At 72.8% G+C, this 15,956-nt stretch carries 14 protein-coding genes; all 14 read right to left on the reverse strand.

What is annotated here, in order from left to right; all coding sequences use genetic code 11:
- Window positions 1–3 precede the first annotated feature (3 nt).
- The 14 genes from ftsZ to mraZ all read right to left on the reverse strand — a co-directional run bounded on the left by ftsZ (window position 4) and on the right by mraZ (window position 15,894).
- Complete coding sequence (gene ftsZ / locus K4G59_RS03555; protein ID WP_231249342.1) at window positions 4–1,263, reverse strand: cell division protein FtsZ; 1,260 nt, start codon at window positions 1,261–1,263, stop codon at window positions 4–6.
- A gap of 209 nt (window positions 1,264–1,472) precedes the next feature.
- The gene (locus tag K4G59_RS03560) at window positions 1,473–2,207 is read right to left on the reverse strand and encodes a cell division protein FtsQ/DivIB (RefSeq protein WP_231249343.1); all 735 of its coding nucleotides are present in this window, start codon (window positions 2,205–2,207) and stop codon (window positions 1,473–1,475) included.
- Complete coding sequence (murC, locus tag K4G59_RS03565) at window positions 2,208–3,620, reverse strand: UDP-N-acetylmuramate--L-alanine ligase (RefSeq protein WP_231249345.1); 1,413 nt, start codon at window positions 3,618–3,620, stop codon at window positions 2,208–2,210. It lies immediately after the preceding gene.
- Window positions 3,617–4,702: an undecaprenyldiphospho-muramoylpentapeptide beta-N-acetylglucosaminyltransferase gene (murG, locus tag K4G59_RS03570; RefSeq protein ID WP_231249346.1), complete on the reverse strand. Its 1,086-nt coding sequence runs from the start codon at window positions 4,700–4,702 to the stop codon at window positions 3,617–3,619. The genes murC and murG overlap by 4 nt, the downstream gene beginning before the upstream one ends.
- 10 nt (window positions 4,703–4,712) lie before the next feature.
- Complete coding sequence (gene ftsW, locus K4G59_RS03575) at window positions 4,713–6,029, reverse strand: putative lipid II flippase FtsW (protein ID WP_231249347.1); 1,317 nt, start codon at window positions 6,027–6,029, stop codon at window positions 4,713–4,715.
- Between the two features lie 25 nt (window positions 6,030–6,054).
- Window positions 6,055–7,545, reverse strand: coding sequence for a UDP-N-acetylmuramoyl-L-alanine--D-glutamate ligase (gene murD / locus K4G59_RS03580; RefSeq protein ID WP_231249348.1), 1,491 nt, complete (start codon window positions 7,543–7,545; stop codon window positions 6,055–6,057).
- A 4-nt stretch (window positions 7,546–7,549) separates the two neighbouring features.
- Window positions 7,550–8,662, reverse strand: a complete 1,113-nt coding sequence (gene mraY / locus K4G59_RS03585) for a phospho-N-acetylmuramoyl-pentapeptide-transferase (RefSeq protein ID WP_231249349.1) — start codon at window positions 8,660–8,662, stop codon at window positions 7,550–7,552.
- Entirely contained in the window at window positions 8,659–10,050 is a 1,392-nt protein-coding gene (locus K4G59_RS03590) for a UDP-N-acetylmuramoyl-tripeptide--D-alanyl-D-alanine ligase (RefSeq protein ID WP_231249350.1), read from the reverse strand. Before K4G59_RS03590 ends, mraY begins: the two co-directional genes overlap by 4 nt.
- Window positions 10,047–11,594: a UDP-N-acetylmuramoyl-L-alanyl-D-glutamate--2,6-diaminopimelate ligase gene (locus K4G59_RS03595; RefSeq protein ID WP_231249351.1), complete on the reverse strand. Its 1,548-nt coding sequence runs from the start codon at window positions 11,592–11,594 to the stop codon at window positions 10,047–10,049. The genes K4G59_RS03590 and K4G59_RS03595 overlap by 4 nt, the downstream gene beginning before the upstream one ends.
- A 17-nt stretch (window positions 11,595–11,611) precedes the next feature.
- Entirely contained in the window at window positions 11,612–13,396 is a 1,785-nt protein-coding gene (locus tag K4G59_RS03600; protein WP_231249352.1) for a peptidoglycan D,D-transpeptidase FtsI family protein, read from the reverse strand.
- Between the two features lie 90 nt (window positions 13,397–13,486).
- On the reverse strand, window positions 13,487–14,044 hold the full coding sequence (gene ftsL, locus K4G59_RS03605; RefSeq protein ID WP_231249353.1) for a cell division protein FtsL: 558 nt from the start codon (window positions 14,042–14,044) through the stop codon (window positions 13,487–13,489).
- A complete protein-coding gene (rsmH, locus tag K4G59_RS03610) occupies window positions 14,041–15,033 on the reverse strand; it encodes a 16S rRNA (cytosine(1402)-N(4))-methyltransferase RsmH (protein WP_231249355.1) in 993 nt (330 codons plus the stop codon). Before rsmH ends, ftsL begins: the two co-directional genes overlap by 4 nt.
- 4 nt (window positions 15,034–15,037) lie before the next feature.
- A complete protein-coding gene (locus K4G59_RS03615) occupies window positions 15,038–15,196 on the reverse strand; it encodes a hypothetical protein (protein ID WP_231249356.1) in 159 nt (52 codons plus the stop codon).
- Window positions 15,197–15,465: 269 nt separating this feature from the next.
- The gene (mraZ, locus tag K4G59_RS03620) at window positions 15,466–15,894 is read right to left on the reverse strand and encodes a division/cell wall cluster transcriptional repressor MraZ (protein WP_056607086.1); all 429 of its coding nucleotides are present in this window, start codon (window positions 15,892–15,894) and stop codon (window positions 15,466–15,468) included.
- Window positions 15,895–15,956: the final 62 nt, after the last annotated feature.

The following is a 15,956-nucleotide window of genomic DNA, read 5'->3' on the forward strand; positions in this document are numbered from 1 at the left end:
TGCTCACTTGAGGAAGTCGGGCACGTCGAGGTCGTCGTCGTCGAACTGCACCTGGCGCGGCTGGCGCGGCTGTGCGGGGGCAGCCGCCGAGGACGGGGTGGAGGACTGTGACGGTGCGGACTGCTGGGACGGGGCCGAGGGGGCGAACGTCGTCTGGGCGGGGGCCGCGGGCCGGCCCTGACCCTGCTGTCCAGCACCCTGGCCGGATGGCGTCGACGGACCTCCGGCCAGCTGCTGGGCGGCCGCGCGGGTCTGCTCCTGCGTCTGGGCGGGCTGACCCTGGCGCAGCACGTTGCCGTCGGAGCGTCGCTTCGGCATGCCGCCGTCGAAGCCGGCGGCGATCACGGTCACCCGCACCTCGTCACCGAGCGCGTCGTCGATGGTGGCACCGAAGATGATGTTGGCCTCGGCGTGCGCGGCCTGCGAGACCAGCGCCGCGGCCTCGTTGATCTCGAACAGGCCGAGGTCGGAGCCGCCGGCGATCGACAGGAGCACGCCGTGGGCGCCCTCGATGCTCGCCTCGAGCAGCGGGCTCGAGACGGCCATCTCGGCCGCGGCGACCGCACGGTCCTCGCCACGCGCCGAGCCGATGCCCATCAGGGCCGAGCCGGCGTTGGCCATGACGGACTTCACGTCGGCGAAGTCGAGGTTGATCAGGCCGGGCGTGGTGATCAGGTCGGTGATGCCCGAGACACCCTGCAGCAGCACCTGGTCGGCCTGCTTGAAGGCATCGAGGATCGACACGCTGCGGTCGGTGATCGAGAGCAGCCGGTCGTTGGGGATCACGATGAGGGTGTCGACCTCCTCGCGGAGCTGGCTGATGCCCTCCTCCGCGGAGTTGGCGCGACGACGGCCCTCGAAGGCGAACGGACGGGTCACGACGCCGATGGTCAGCGCGCCCAGCGAGCGCGCGATGCGCGCCACCACGGGAGCGCCGCCGGTGCCGGTGCCACCACCCTCGCCGGCCGTCACGAACACCATGTCGGCGCCCTTGATGACCTCCTCGATCTCGTCGGCGTGGTCCTCGGCCGCCTTGGCGCCCACGTCGGGGTTGGCGCCGGCACCGAGGCCGCGGGTAAGCTCGCGGCCGATGTCGAGCTTGACGTCGGCGTCGCTCATGAGGAGTGCCTGGGCGTCGGTGTTGATCGCGATGAACTCGACGCCCTTGAGGCCGACCTCGATCATCCGGTTGACGGCGTTGACGCCACCGCCACCGATGCCCACGACCTTGATGATCGCCAGGTAGTTCTGCGCTGCTGCCACGGCTCCGGGGCCTTCCTTGAGAGGTGTGCTGAGAAAGTTCTGGTGACGGGTTGCTCGACTGCTGCCCTCGGGATCCGCGGAACCCTAACCGTGAACCTGAGGGTTATAGTTATGTCAACCTCGCCTTTCGCTAGACCCTAGGCAGCGGGCACGCCGAAACACCGGTGGACACGCCCACCAATCTGGGTGATTCAGCGGGCGGCGGATGCTCAGCGGATCGTCGGGTTGCCGGGCACGCTGACGTCGTACACCGACGCCTCCTGCGCGGCCAGGAGCCGGTCGACCACCTGGGCCTTGAGCGCCGACTCCTCCGCGCTCCCCCACACCACCCGTCGCTGGTCGCGCATCACCAGGGTGATCTGGTCGACCGTGGCCACCTCGACGTGGTCGACGCGCGAGGCGAGGTCCTGCGGCAGGGCCGAGACGACGGTCGCGGCCTCCTTCAGCGCGTCGGCGCCGGCCGCGGCTCCGGGGCGGACGCGCGGCATGCCCTTCGGCGCGGTGCCGTACTCGCGGAACACCACGCCGTCGGCGTCGAGCCCGCGCAGGCGTCCGGAGACGTCGACGACGGCCACCGCCGTGCGCTCCACCACCTCGATGCGTACGCCGTCGGGCCAGGCGCGGGTGACGTCGACCGAGCGGACCTCGGCCAGCGACCCCACACGTGCGTCTGCGCGGTCGAGGTCGACGAGGGCGAGCTGCTCCCCCAGCGGCAGGTCCGCCATCTCACGGACCCGGGCGTCGCTGAGCAGGTCGTTGCCGACCACCTCGACCTTCTGCACCTGCAGGGTCGCGGAGAAGAAGACCAGCCAGACCGACGAGGCGAGCAGCGCCACGACGGCGACGGCTGCGAGGACGTAGCGCAGCGAGAGCCAGCGGCGGGCCCACTGACGGCGTGCGAAGCGGCGGCGGGTGCGCTGCGAGGTGCGCTCCTCGCGCTCCACTCACGCACCCCCGAGGAGGTCGAGGACCTGCGGCCCGACGCCGGTGATGTCGCCGGCGCCCAGCGTGATCACGAGGTCGCCGGGACGGGCCCGCTCGGCGAGGGCGCGGGCCGCGGACGTCAGCCCGTCGACGTAGGCGACCTGCTCGGCCGGGAGCGGGACGGCGTCGGCGACGAGTCGTCCGGTGACGGCCGCGTCGGGCTCCTCGCGGGCGACGTAGACGTCGAGCACCACGACCTCGTCGGCCGCCCCCAGCGCCACGCCCATCGCCTCGCCGAAGATCCGGGTGCGGGAGACCAGGTGCGGCTGGAAGGCCGCGACGACGCGTCCCTCCCCGGCCAGCGCGCGAGCCGCCTCGAGGTCACCGCTGATCTCGACGGGGTGGTGGGCGTAGGAGTCGTAGACCCGCACGCCCGCGGCCTCGCCCTTGAGCTCCATGCGGCGGCCGGTGCCGGTGAAGGCGCCGAGCCCGGCGACGAGGTCGTCGAAGGCGCAGCCGAGACGCAGGCCCATGGCCAGGGCCGCGACGGCGTCGAGGACGTAGTGGCGACCCGGGATGCGCAGGCGCAGCTCGCCGAGCTCCGCACCGTCGCGCAGGACGCGGCACACCGACGTCGACCCGTCGAGGGTGAGGCCCTCGATGCGGAGGTCCGCGTCGTCGGACTCCCCCACGGTGACGACCTCGAGACCCGCGTCCCGCGTCCGGCCGGCCAGCAGCGCGGCGCCCGGGTCGTCGACGACGCACACCAGGAAGCCGGCGCGGTCGATGGTGTCGGCGAAGTCGTCGAAGGCGCGGTGGTAGGCCTCCTCGGTGCCCCAGTTGTCGAGGTGGTCGGCCTCGACGTTGGTGACGATCGCGGCGTGGGGCCGGTAGACCAGGAAGGCGCCGTCGCTCTCGTCGGCCTCGGCCACGAAGAGGTCGTCGCTGCCCGCGTCGGCGTTGCGCCCCGTCGCGGTCAGCACCCCGCCCACGGCGTACGACGGGTCGACGCCGGCGGCGAGCAGGGCGGAGGTGAGCAGTCCGGTGGTCGTCGTCTTGCCGTGCGTGCCGGCGACCGCGAGCACCCGGGAGCCGGCCATCACGGCGGCGAGCCCGGCCGAGCGCGGCAGGATCCGCAGGCCGCGGCGCCGGGCCTCGAGGACCTCCGGGTTGTCCTCGCGGGCGGCCGTGGTCACCACGAGCGTGTCGGCGTCTCCGAGGTGGGCGGCGTCGTAGCCGCGGTGGCAGGTGACCCCGAGCTCGCGCAGCGCGGGCAGGAAGGGGGTGTCGTGGTCGTCGCTGCCCGTCACCGGCACGCCCTGGGCGGCCATGATGCGGGCGATCGCGGAGATGCCCGCCCCACCGATGCCGACGCAGTGGACGCGTCCGAGCTCGGCGGCGGGGAGGATCTCGTCGGGGACCGGGATCCTCACGAGTGCGCTCCCGATCCAGCGGCGTCGAGGATCATCCGCGCGAGCAGCTCGTCGGCGTCCAGGGGGATCACCCCCCGGGCCGCAGTCCCCATCGCCTCCAGTCGGGCGGTGTCGGTCATCAACCCCGGCACGCTCGCCGCGACCCACTCCGGCGTCAGGGCGGCGTCGGCGACCATCAGGCCGCCGCCGGCGTCGACGACGGGACGGGCGTTGAGCGCCTGCTCGCCGTTGCCGATCGGGAGCGGGACGTAGATCGCGGGCAGGCCGACACCGGAGACCTCGGTGACGGTGTTGCTGCCGGAGCGGCACAGCACCGCGTCCGCGGCGGCGTAGGCCAGGTCCATCCGGTCGACGTAGCCGACCACGACGTAGGGGACCTCCCCCGAGGCGACCTCGAGCTCGTTCTTCGGCCCGACGATGTGGAGCACCTGGACGCCGGCCGCGGCGAGCGCGGGCGCGGCGCCGGAGACCGCGGCGTTGATCCGGGCGGCACCCTGCGAGCCGCCGGTCACCACGAGGGTGGGCAGGTCGTCACGGAGTCCGAACGACGCGAGCGCCTCGCCGCGCAGGGCGCCGCGGTCCAGCGTCGAGACGAGCCGTCGGACGGGCAGGCCGGTGCAGACCGCGTGCGGCAGGTCGGTTCCGGGGAAGCTGGTCGCGATGTGCTGGGTCATGCGCGCGCCCAGCCTGTTGGCGATGCCGGGGATCGCGTTGCCCTCGTGGACCACGATGGGCAGCCCGCGCTTGCGCGCGGCGAGGTAGGCGGGGACCGAGACGTAGCCGCCGAAGCCGACGACGACGTCGGGACGCACCCGGTCGACCACCTCGAGGGCGGCAGCGCGCGCGGCGCGGAGGCGGGTCGGCGTACGGAGCAGGTCGGCGCTCGGGCGGCGCGGCAGCGGGACTCGGGGCACGAACTCGAGCGGCAGGCCGGCCTCCGGCACCAGTCGGGCCTCCAGGCCCTCTCGGGTGCCGAGGCAGGTCACCTCCGTCGCCGGGTCCAGGCGACGCAGGGCGTCGGCGGTGGCGAGCAGGGGCGAGGTGTGACCGGCGGAGCCGCCGCCGGCGAGGAGTACGCGCATCAGGGCAAATCTAGCGATGCGGGTCGGAGTGGGTCGCAGCGGACAGTCCCGCGGAGCGGTTGCGCCGGCGCGCCGCCAGCGCGGCCGCCGCCTCGGGCTCGCGGCGGGCGAAGCCGATCACCAGTCCGAGCGCGACCAGCGACGGCAGCAGGGCCGAGCCGCCGTAGGAGACGATCGGCAGCGGGATGCCGATGACGGGCAGGACGGCCAGCACCATGCCGACGTTGATGATCATCTGACCGAGCAGCCAGACCACGATGCCGAAGGTCGCGTAGCGCACGAACGGGTCCTGCGTGGTGAGCGCGACGCGGATCGCGGCATAGGCGATGGTGAAGAACAGCGCGATGACCAGCAGCGTGCCGACCAGGCCGAGCTCCTCGCCCAGCACCGCGAAGATGAAGTCGGTGTGGGCCTCGGGCAGGTCGCCCCACTTCTGCGTCGAGGCGCCGATCCCCTGTCCCAGCCAGCCGCCGCTGGAGAGGGCGTAGAGGCCGTGCGCGGGCTGCCAGCCGGCGTCGGTGTAGTCCTTGAACGGATCGGTGAAGTGCGTGATGCGCTGGAGTCGCTCACCGTCGGTCGCAGCGAGCGCGACCCCGGCGACGCCGAGCACCGACAGGCTCAGTCCGAAGAGCCGCATCGGGGCGCCCACCACCCAGAGCATGCCGAGCAGGATCGCCGCGAGGACCATCGCGGTGCCGAGGTCACGACCGACGAGCACGAGACCGATGACGGCGAAGAGCCCGGGCACCACCGGCACGAGGAGGTGGTGGAGCTCGCGCAGGCGGCGCTCCTTGTGGGCGTAGATGTTGGCGGCCCACAGCACGATGGCGAGCTTGGCGACCTCGGCGGGCTGCATGGTGAAGGGCCCGATCGCCAGCCAGTTCTTGTTGCCGTTGATCAGCACGCCGAAGCGGGCCACGAGAGCGAGCAGCACCAGGGTCAGCAGGAAGCCGGGATAGGCCAGCCGACGCACGTGCTTGATCGGCAGGCGAGAGGCGACCCACGCACACGGGAGACCGATGGCCACCCACAGCAGCTGGCGCTTCACCACGGCGTAGGAGTCGTCGTAGAGGAGGAACGACCGCACGCTGGACGCGCTCAGCACCATGATGAGCCCGATGGTGAGCAGCAGTGCCGACGAGCCCAGCAGCAGGTAGTAGGAGGCGAGCGGCTTCTCCAGCGCGTCACGCACCGCACCCGTCGTCGAGGCGACCGCGTCGCGGCTCCACCGCCACGCGGCGGCGATCCCGGAGCCCAGCGGCGCCCGCACCCCGGCGGCGGAGGCGTCGGGGCCGACGGCGACGTCCTCGGGGTTCGCGGTGGTCATCGTCGCGGCTCCCCTCCGGATGGCGTCAGGTCTGGTCGTGGCGGGCGATGTGGGAGTGCACGGCGTCTGCGAACGCGTCGCCGCGCGCGCCGTAGTTGAGGAACATGTCCATGGATGCGCATCCCGGCGCCAGCAGCACCGTGTCACCGGACCTGGCGAGCCCGGCTGCCGCGTCGACCACGCGCTCCATCGGAGCACCAGTCTCGTCCGCGCCCACGTCGATGACGGGCACATCGGGCGCGTGTCGCGAAAGAGCGTCGGCGATGACCGCACGGTCGCGACCGAGCAACACCACTCCCCGCAGCCGGTCGCGGGCGGCGAGCACCAGGTCGTCGAAGCGGGCACCCTTCGCCAGTCCGCCGGCGACCCAGACGACGTGCTCGAAGGCCCCGAGCGAGGACTGCGCTGCGTGCGGGTTGGTGGCCTTGGAGTCGTCGATCCAGGTCACCCCCTGCGACTCGGCGACGTGGGCGATGCGGTGCCCGTCGGGGCGGAAGGCGCGCAGCCCGTCGCGCACCGCCTGCTGGCTCACGCCGTGGGCCCGCGCGAGCGCCGCCGCGGCCAGCGCGTTGGCGACGAAGTGGGGCGCGGGCGAGGCCAGGTCGGCCAGGGTGCAGAGCTCGGCGGCGCTGGAGCCGCGGTCCTCGATGAACGCGCGGTCGACCAGGAGGTCGTCGACGATCCCGACGTCGCCCGACGAGGGGGTGCCCAGGGTGAAGCCGACGGCCCGTGCGCCCTCGACCACGTCGGCCTCGCGCACCATCGCCTCGGTGGCGGGGTCGGCGAGGTTGTAGACGCAGGCGCGCTGCACGCGCTCGTAGATGCGCGCCTTGTCGGCGGCGTAGCGCTCCATGCCGGTCGGGACGCCCGACGGCGCGCCCGGCTCGTCGGCGTACCAGTCGAGGTGGTCCTCGGCGAGGTTGAGCACGACGGCCGACTCCGCGGACATCGAGTGGGTGTAGTGGAGCTGGAAGCTGGAGAGCTCCACGGCGAGCACGTCGTAGGGCTCTGGGTCCATCACGGCCTCGACGATCGGCAGTCCGACGTTGCCGACCGCTGCGGCGCGCAAGCCGGCAGCGGTGAGGATCGACTGCAGCATCTGCACGGTCGTGGTCTTGCCGTTGGTGCCGGTGACCGCGAGCCACGGCGCCGGGTGCGCAAGATCGCGCAGGCGCCACGCGAGCTCCACCTCGCCCCAGACCGGGACGCCGCGCTCGGCCGCCCGCGCGAGGAGCGGCGCGGTCGGGCTCCAGCCGGGCGACGTCACGACGAGGTCGACGTCCTCGGGCAGCACGTCGGTGGCCCCGGGCGCGAGACGGACGGTGGCCCCGAGCGTCTCGAGGAGCTGGGCCTTCTCGGCCTTCTCCTCGCTCGTGGTCTCGTCGAGCGCGGTGACCTGGGCCCCGAGGAAGAGCAGGTTGTCGGCGGCGGCGTAGCCGGAGACGCCGAAGCCCGCGACCACGACGCGTACGCCGGACCAGTCGCTGGTCCTGCCGAGCCGGTCGACCCCCGTCACGTCGTCAGCCAACGCCTGCGACCCACTCGGCGTAGAAGATGCCGAGGCCGGTGGCGACCGCGAGGCCGGTGACGATCCAGAAGCGGATCACGATGGTGACCTGTTCCCAGCCGAGCATCTCGAAGTGGTGGTGCAGCGGCGTCATCCGGAAGACGCGGTGGCCGGCCTGGATCTTGAAGACCGACCGGACCAGCCCGCTGGCGCGGCTGAGCTTGAAGACCGAGACCTGGATCATCACCGACAGGGTGATGGCCACGAAGAGCCCGCCGATGACGACGAGCAGGAGCTCGGTGCGGGTCATGATCGCGAAGCCGGCCATCGCGCCGCCGAGGGCGAGGGAGCCGGTGTCACCCATCATGATCTGGGCGGGGGAGGCGTTCCACCACAGGAAGCCGAAGCAGGCTCCGGTGATCGCCGCGGCCACGACCGCGAGGTCCAGCGGGTCGCGCACCTCGTAGCACTTCGGGCCGGCCTCGAGCGCGCACGACTGGCTGTTCTGCCAGATGTTGACCAGCGTGTAGGCGGCGAAGACCAGGATCGAGGCACCGGCGGCGAGCCCGTCGAGGCCGTCGGCGAGGTTCACCGCGTTGCTCGCGCCGGTGACGATGAGCCAGATCAGCAGGATCGCCGCGACCGTGGGGAGGGCGAAGCCCTCGTAGTCGCGGATGAACGACAGGTGGTCCGACGCCGGTCGCCAGCCGCGCTCGTCCTCGAGCACCGGCGACAGCGCGAGGTAGGCGAAGACCAGCCCGACCACGGTCTGGCCGATCATCTTGGCGCGGCTGCGCAGGCCGAGGTTGTGCTGGCGGCTGACCTTGAGGAAGTCGTCGAGGAAGCCGACCGCACCGATCCCGACGAGCAGGAAGAGCAGCAGGAGGGCCGAGGCCGTGGGCGCCTGACCGGTGATGAGCTTGGCGGCGAAGTAGCCGACGACGGTGGCCAGGATGATCACCGCGCCGCCCATGGTCGGGGTGCCGCGCTTGACGTGGTGGGTGGTGGGGCCGTCGTCACGGATCGGCTGGCCGAAACCCTGGCGCGTGAAGAACCGGATGGCGTAGCGCGTGCCGAGGAGGGAGATCAGCAGGGAGAGTCCTCCTCCGAACAGGATGGCTCTCATCTGGTGCGACTCCCTTCGTCCTCCGGCGGGAGGAGCTCCTCGGCGATCAGTTCCAGCGCCGCCCCCCGTGATGCCTTCACCAGGACGACATCAGCAGCCGAGACATTGTGCCGCAGCCAGTCGACGGCCGCGTCACGCCCCGCCGTGGGGATGCTCACTCCCCCGCTCCGGGCGGCGTCGTGACCCTCGCGGATGGGGTCCGCGGCCGGGCCGACCGTGACCAGCACGTCGACGCCGACCTCGGCGGCGTACGCCCCGACGTCGTGGTGGGCCGCTCGGGCACCGTCGCCGAGCTCGAGCATCTCCCCCAGCACCGCGACCGTACGCCGGCCGGTGCGCGCGCCGATGCCGGCGAGCGTGTCGAGCGCGGCGCGGACCGACTCGGGGTTGGCGTTGTAGGAGTCGTTGAGCACGACCAGGCCGTCGGCACGCTCACCGACCTCCATGCGCCACCGGCTCGCGGGCTCGGCGTCGCCGAGCGCGTCGGCCACGGTGTCGAGGTCGAGCCCGACCGCGAGCGCCATGGCCGCGGCGGCCGCGGCGTTGCGCCACTGGAAGGCGCCGACCTGGGCGAGGTGGACGGTGGCGCCCGACCCGCGGTGGACGAGCTCGAAGGACTGGCGGCCGATCTCGTCGGTGGTGACCTCGCTGACGGCGACGTCCGCCCCGTCGAGGCCGAACGTCGTCACGCCTGCGGAGGTGCGGGCGGCCATCGCGCGCACGAGGTCGTCGTCCGCGTTGAGCACCGCGGTGCCGTCGCCCGCGAGGGCCTCGACGATCTCGCCCTTGGCCTCGGCGATCGCCTCACGGCTGCCGAACTCGCCGATGTGGGCGGTGCCGACGTTGAGCACCGCAGCCACGTGCGGCGGCGCGATCTCGCACAGCCGGGCGATGTGGCCGACGCCGCGCGCGCCCATCTCCACCACGAGGAAGCGGGTCTCGGAGGTGGCGCGCAGCACCGTCAGCGGCACCCCGAGCTCGTTGTTGAAGTTGCCGCGGGTGGCGACCGTCGGGCCGGACTCGGCGAGGAGGTGGGCGAGGTAGTCCTTCGTGCCGGTCTTGCCCTGGGAGCCGGTCATCGCCAGCACGACCACGTCCGGCAGGCGATCCACGACGTGGCGCGCCAGCAGTCCCAGCGCGAGGGTCACGTCGCCGACCACGACGGTGGGCAGGTCGGTGGGGCGGCTGCCGAGGACGGCCACGGCACCGGCCTCCCCCGCCGCCGCGGCGAAGTCGTGCCCGTCGACGCGGTCGCCGGCAAGGGCGACGAACAGGCCGCCGGGCTCCGGGGTGCGGGTGTCGAGGAAGGCGCCGCCGGTGACGACGGCGTCACCGTGCGCGGTGCCCCCGACGACATCGGCGACCTCGGCCAGGGTCATCTCGATCATCGGAGGTCCTCCCGGGACACCATCTCCTCGCGGGCCACCACGCGGTCGTCGAAGGGGTGCACCACCCCGTGGACCTCCTGGCCGCTCTCGTGGCCCTTGCCGGCGACCAGCACGACGTCTCCGGGGGCGGCACGGCGTACGGCCTCGCGGATCGCCTCGCGGCGGTCACCGATCTCGAGCACCTCGGCCGCACCGGCGCGGGTGCCCTCGAGCACGGCAGAGCGGATGGCGGCGGGGTCCTCGGTGCGCGGGTTGTCGTCGGTCACGACCAGCACGTCGGCCAGGCGTGAGGCGATCTCGCCCATCAGCGGCCGCTTGAGGGTGTCGCGGTCGCCACCGGCGCCGACGACAGCGATCACCTGTCCCTCGGTCAGCGGACGCAGCGTGGTCAGCACGGCCTCGAGCGCGTCGGGCTTGTGGGCGTAGTCGACGACCAGGGTGAAGTCCTGGCCGGCCGCCACCGGCTCGAGCCGACCGGGCACCCCGCTGACGCCGGCGATGCCGTCGGCCACCGCACGCGCGTCGAGACCGGCGAGGGCGGCGGACGCGATGGCGGCGAGGGCGTTGGAGACGTTGAACTCCCCCGGGATGCCGATCGCGGCCGGCACCTCGACGCCCGGCCCGACGACCGTGAAGGTGGCACCCGCAGGCGTCAGCGCGACGTCGACCGCACGCCAGTCCGCGTCGGCGCCGCGGGAGGAGTAGGTCGACATGGGGATCGTCGCCACCTCGAGCAACCGGCGGCCGAACTCGTCGTCGACGTTGGTGAGGCCCACCGTCGCCCGCTCGGGGGTGAAGAGGCCGGCCTTGGCGGCGAAGTAGTCGTCGAGGTCGCTGTGGAAGTCGAGGTGGTCGCGCCCGAGGTTGAGGAAGGTCGCGACGTCGAAGACCACGCCGTCGACCCGGCCGAGGACGAGCGCGTGGCTGGACACCTCCATCGCGCAGGCGTCCACCCCGTGCTCGCGCATCACCCCGAAGAGCCCGTGCAGGTCCGGCGCCTCCGGAGTGGTGAGCTGGGTCTTCACGTCGTGCCCGGCGATGCGGGTGCCGACCGTGCCGATCACGGCCGACGTCACGCCGGAGGCGGTGAGTCCCTGCTCGAGGATGCGGGTGGTGGTGGTCTTGCCCTGGGTGCCGGTGACGCCGATGACGCGCAGCCCGCGAGCGGGGTCGCCGTAGACCCGTGCGGAGAGACGTCCCAGCACGAGGCGCGGGTCGGCCACGACGATCGCCGGCGTGCGCGGTGGCAGCAGGTCGAGCCCGGCCGGGTCGGTGAGCACCGCGACCGCACCCGCGTCGAGCGCCTGGCCGGCGAAGGTCGCGCCGTGGGCACGCGTGCCCGGGAGCGCGGCGTACAGGTCACCGGGCCGGACCCGGTCGGTGCTGAGGGAGACGCCGGACACCGGTGTGCCGAGATCGCCGTGGACGTCCACGTCGGTCAGGGTCGCGAGCCACGCGGCGAGCTCCGTGGCGGGCGTCGCCGGGGGCAGAAGGGGCCGGGTGGCACTCCTCGCCTCGGCAGGCTGGTCGACTGGATGGTCCACCGAGCGAGCGTATCGACTCACCACTCGACAGGCAGACGCGACGGCTTCCCACCGGTGGGCTCCACGCCGTAGCGGCCCAGCACGTAGCCCATGATCCGGGAGAAGACCGGGCCGCTGATCGAGCCGCCGCCCCCGTCGACCCTGGGCGCGTGGATGACGACGTAGACGGTGAAGCGAGCGTCGTCGGCCGGGGCGAAGCCACCGAACGAGACGGTGGTGCTGCCGTCGTAGCAGCCGCAGTCGGGGGCCACGCGCTGGGCGGTGCCGGTCTTGCCGGCGACGAGGTAGCCCGGGACCTGGGCGGCCGGGGCGACGCCGTCCTCGGGGTCGACGACCTTCTCCATCATCTTCGCGGTCGCGCGGGCCGCCTGCTTGCTGACGACGCGGGTGCGGGTGGCGACGTCGGTGCCCACCGTCGTCCCGTCGTCGGTGACCGCGGATCCGGCGATGATGCTCGGGGAGACCAGGACGCCACCGTTGGCGATGGTGTTGACCGCGGCCGCCATCTGGGCGACGTTGACCGACAGAGACTGGCCGAAGGCGACGCGGTCCTTGGTCTGCGACGTCATCGCCTCGCCGGCGGTCAGGATGCCGGCCGTCTCGCCGCGCACGCCGATGTCGGTGCGCTGGCCCAGGCCGAAGCGCCGGAGGTAGGACACCAGCTCGACCGGGGAGAACGCGTCGGCGGCCAGGACCGTGCCGATGTTGGACGACTTGGCGATGATGCCGGCCAGGGTGAGGCGGATGTTGCCGTGGTCGAACCAGTCCCCGATGACCCGGTCCTGGCGCGGCAGGCTGCCCGGCACCTTGAACTTCTGGCGGGCGAAGGCCTTGTCGGCGTCGATGAGCGAGGCGGCCGTGAGCACCTTCTGCACCGAGCCCGGCTCGTAGGTGTCGTTCATCGCGCGTGAGCCGAGGTCCTCCTCGTCGGCCTCGGACGGCTCGTTGGCGTCGAAGGTGGGCACGTCGGCCAGGGCGAGGATCTCGCCGGTGCGGGTGTCCATCACGATGGCGCTGCCGCTCTCGGCGCGGTACCGCTGGACCGACTCGGCGAGCACCTTCTGGGTGAACCACTGCAGGTCGCGATCGAGGGTGGTGCGCAGCGGAGCGCCGTTCTGCGCGGCCTTGAGGGTGCTCTCGCGCAGCGGGATGCGTATGCCCCTGCCGGACGTGGACTGCCAGGTGGCCTCGCCGTCGACGCCGGCGAGCTGCTCGTCGAAGGTGCGCTCGAAGCCGCCCAGCGGCTCGTCGGTGCCCATGTAGCCGAGCAGGTTGGCGGCGACGTCACCGGCCGGGTAGTCGCGGATCGGGTCGTCCTGCAGGCTGATGCCGGAGAAGCCGGCCGCGTCGATCTCGGCGAGGGTGTCACTGGCGAGCGTGCTCGGGACGCGGCGCGCGACGTACTCGTAGCGGCTGCCCTCCTGGCGGCCCCGCAGGGCCGTCAGGGTCCGGAAGTAGTCGATCGACAACCGGTCCGACAGCAGCCGGGCGATCTCGGGGGCGCGGTCGGCGGTGAGCGCGGGGTCCGCGACGACCATCTTGCCCTTGATGGAGTCCGCCAGCGGGATGCCGTTGCGATCGAGGATGTCACCGCGCTCGGCGACCAGCGTCACCCGCGCGGCACCCTCGGCGGCGGCGCGCAGCGCGTACGCCTGGGGGTCGACGCCCTGGAGCTGGACCAGCCGCGCGCCGAAGAACGACAGGACGATGGCGATGAGGACGAAGCCGATGCGCAGTCGCACCATCGGCGCTCCGCGTGAGGCGCCGCGCTTGCCGTGGCCGGTGGCGCGGTTGCTCGGCACTGGTCTCCCTCGTTCCCGGCCCCGGCGCTTGCTCCGGTGCCTGACAGCAAATCTATGGGTGGTGTGGCGTGGATCCGTGGGACCGCGCCGTCACCGGTCGCGGTTCTTCGTCCGGCGCTCGGCGGCCTGGGCCTGCTCGCCCACCACCGGCTCCGAGGCCGCTGCCGCCGGGACCTCGACGACCGTCGGCGCCGGCGCGAGCACCGCGGGCATGGGCGGGGCGGGTGGGACCAGCTGGATCGCGTCGTCCTTCGTGGCGGGCGTGCGGACCCCGCTGGTCTTCCCGGTCTCGAGGTCGAGGAAGACGGGGGCCGGCGGGATCACCATGCCCATCTGCTGAGCCTGCATCGCCACGCGCTGCGGGTCGCGGAGCTCGTCGAGCTCCATGCGCAGCGTCTGCTCGCGCCCGGCGAGGGTGTCGGCCTGGGTCTCCAGCGCCGCGGCCGTGAAGGACGCCTGTTGCATGGAGGTGTTGAAGAGGAGGAGTCCGACGATGCCGCCGACCAGCACCAGGCTGACCAGCGTCACGAACGGCACCCGCGGGGCGCGCGTGCGGACCCGGGGGACGACCGAGAGGCGCGCCTTGTCGACGGCCTCCTGGGCGATCCGGGTGACGCGGGTCCGGGGCTGCGGGACGGGACTGCTCATCTGACGGCTCCAGGGGGAAGGAAGCGGGAGGCGGGGCGTGAGGTGGGACGCACGCGCTCGACGGCGCGCAGCCGGACGGAGGCGGCCCGGGGGTTCTCGGCGATCTCGTGCTCGTCGGCCTGCTCCGCGCCCCGGGTGACCAGACGCAGGGCGGGCTCGGCACCCTCGGGGACGAACGGCAGGTCGTGCGGCACGTCGAGGCGGGTGGCGTCGGCGAAGGCGCGCTTGACCAGCCGGTCCTCGAGCGAGTGGTAGGACTCCACGACCACGCGACCGCCGACCCCGATCACCTCGAGGGAGGCGGGGACGGCTCGGCGCAGCACGGCGAGCTCGTCGTTGACCGCCATCCGCAGGGCCTGGAAGGTGCGCTTCGCCGGGTGACCGCCCGTACGCCGGGCCGGGGCGGGGATGGTCGCGTAGAGCAGCTCGACGAGGTCGGCGCTCGTGGTGAACGGCGCGGACTCGCGGCGGCGTACGACCTCGCGGGCGATCTTGCTGGCGAACTTCTCCTCGCCGTACTCGCGCAGGATGCGGGTGAGCTCCTGCGGGGTCGCGGTGTTGAGCAGGTCCGCCGCGGTCGGGCCCGTCGTGGGGTCCATGCGCATGTCGAGCGGCGCGTCCTCGGAGTAGGCGAAGCCACGCTCGCGCACGTCGAGCTGCATGGAGGAGACGCCGAGGTCGAAGAAGACCGCGTCGACGTGGTCCAGGCCCAGGGAGCCGACCACCTCGGGCAGCTCGTCGTAGACGGCGTGGACGGCGGTGAAGCGGTCGCCGTGGGCGGCCAGTCGCTCCGAGGACATCCGCAGCGCCTCGGGGTCGCGGTCGATGCCGACGACCCGGGCGTGCGGGAGGCGCTCGAGGACCGCCTCGCTGTGGCCGCCGAGGCCGAGCGTGCAGTCGACGTAGACCGAGCCGGGCTCCTCGAGAGCAGGCGCCAGCAGGGCGACGACCCGGTCGAGCAGCACCGGGGCGTGGCTGGGAGTGATCATCGAGTCAGCCCTGCGAGCCCAGGCGGGTGAGCAGCAGGAGGGCCACCGCGAGGCAGGAGGCCGTGGCCGCCGAGAAGGCGATCAGGGCAGCTGCCTCGCGCGCCTGGTCGCGCACCCGCAGCGGCGTCGCCGCGGTGCGTCCCAAGGGCTGGGTGCTGCTCATGGTCTCGACCCCACTGGTGCTCGGTGGTGCTGGTGCGTGCTGGCTGACGGGTGCTGGCGGAGTTGGCGGTGCGGCTGACACTCCCCGCGGTGTGGCACGGGGCGAGCCGCCGCACCAGGTCCCTGCCCGCTCCCTGCTCTGGGGAGGCCCTCTGGTGCCGGGGAAGTGCCCCAGATGGCCACGCGAGGGAGCGGGCTCGAGACCTGGTGATACGGGTCGCGACGTCAGCTGTGGAGTTGGAGGTGCGGTGCTGCGGGTGTCGGTGTCGCTCAGATGCCGGGGAAGACCTCGTCGCTGAGCTCGGAGAACTTCTGCTCCTGCTCCTCGGAGTAGGTCGCCCACGCGGTCGGGTCCCAGATCTCGATCCGGTTCATCGACCCGATGACGACGCACTCCTTGCGGAGCGAGGCGTACTCCCGCAGGGGAGCCGGGATGTTGATGCGTCCCTGCTTGTCCGGCACCTCCTGGCTGGCGGCGGCGAACAGCATGCGGACGTAGTCGCGGGTGTTCTTCTGCGTGACCGGCGCCTCGCGGAGCCGATCGGTGAGCCGGCCGAAGTCCTCCAGCGACCAGACGGTGAGGCAGCGCTCCTGTCCCCTGGTCACCACGAGTCCCTCCGTCAGCTCGTCCCTGAACTTCGCCGGGAGGAAGAGCCGGCCCTTCTCGTCGAGCTTGGGCGTGTAGGTGCCGAAGAACATCCGGCACCTCCCCTTGCTCGGCGGGCAGATCGACCCTGTCCCCCACTTCGCACCACAGTACT

The sequence above is a fragment of the Nocardioides furvisabuli genome, from assembly GCF_021083185.1.
Classification (GTDB): domain Bacteria; phylum Actinomycetota; class Actinomycetes; order Propionibacteriales; family Nocardioidaceae; genus Nocardioides; species Nocardioides furvisabuli.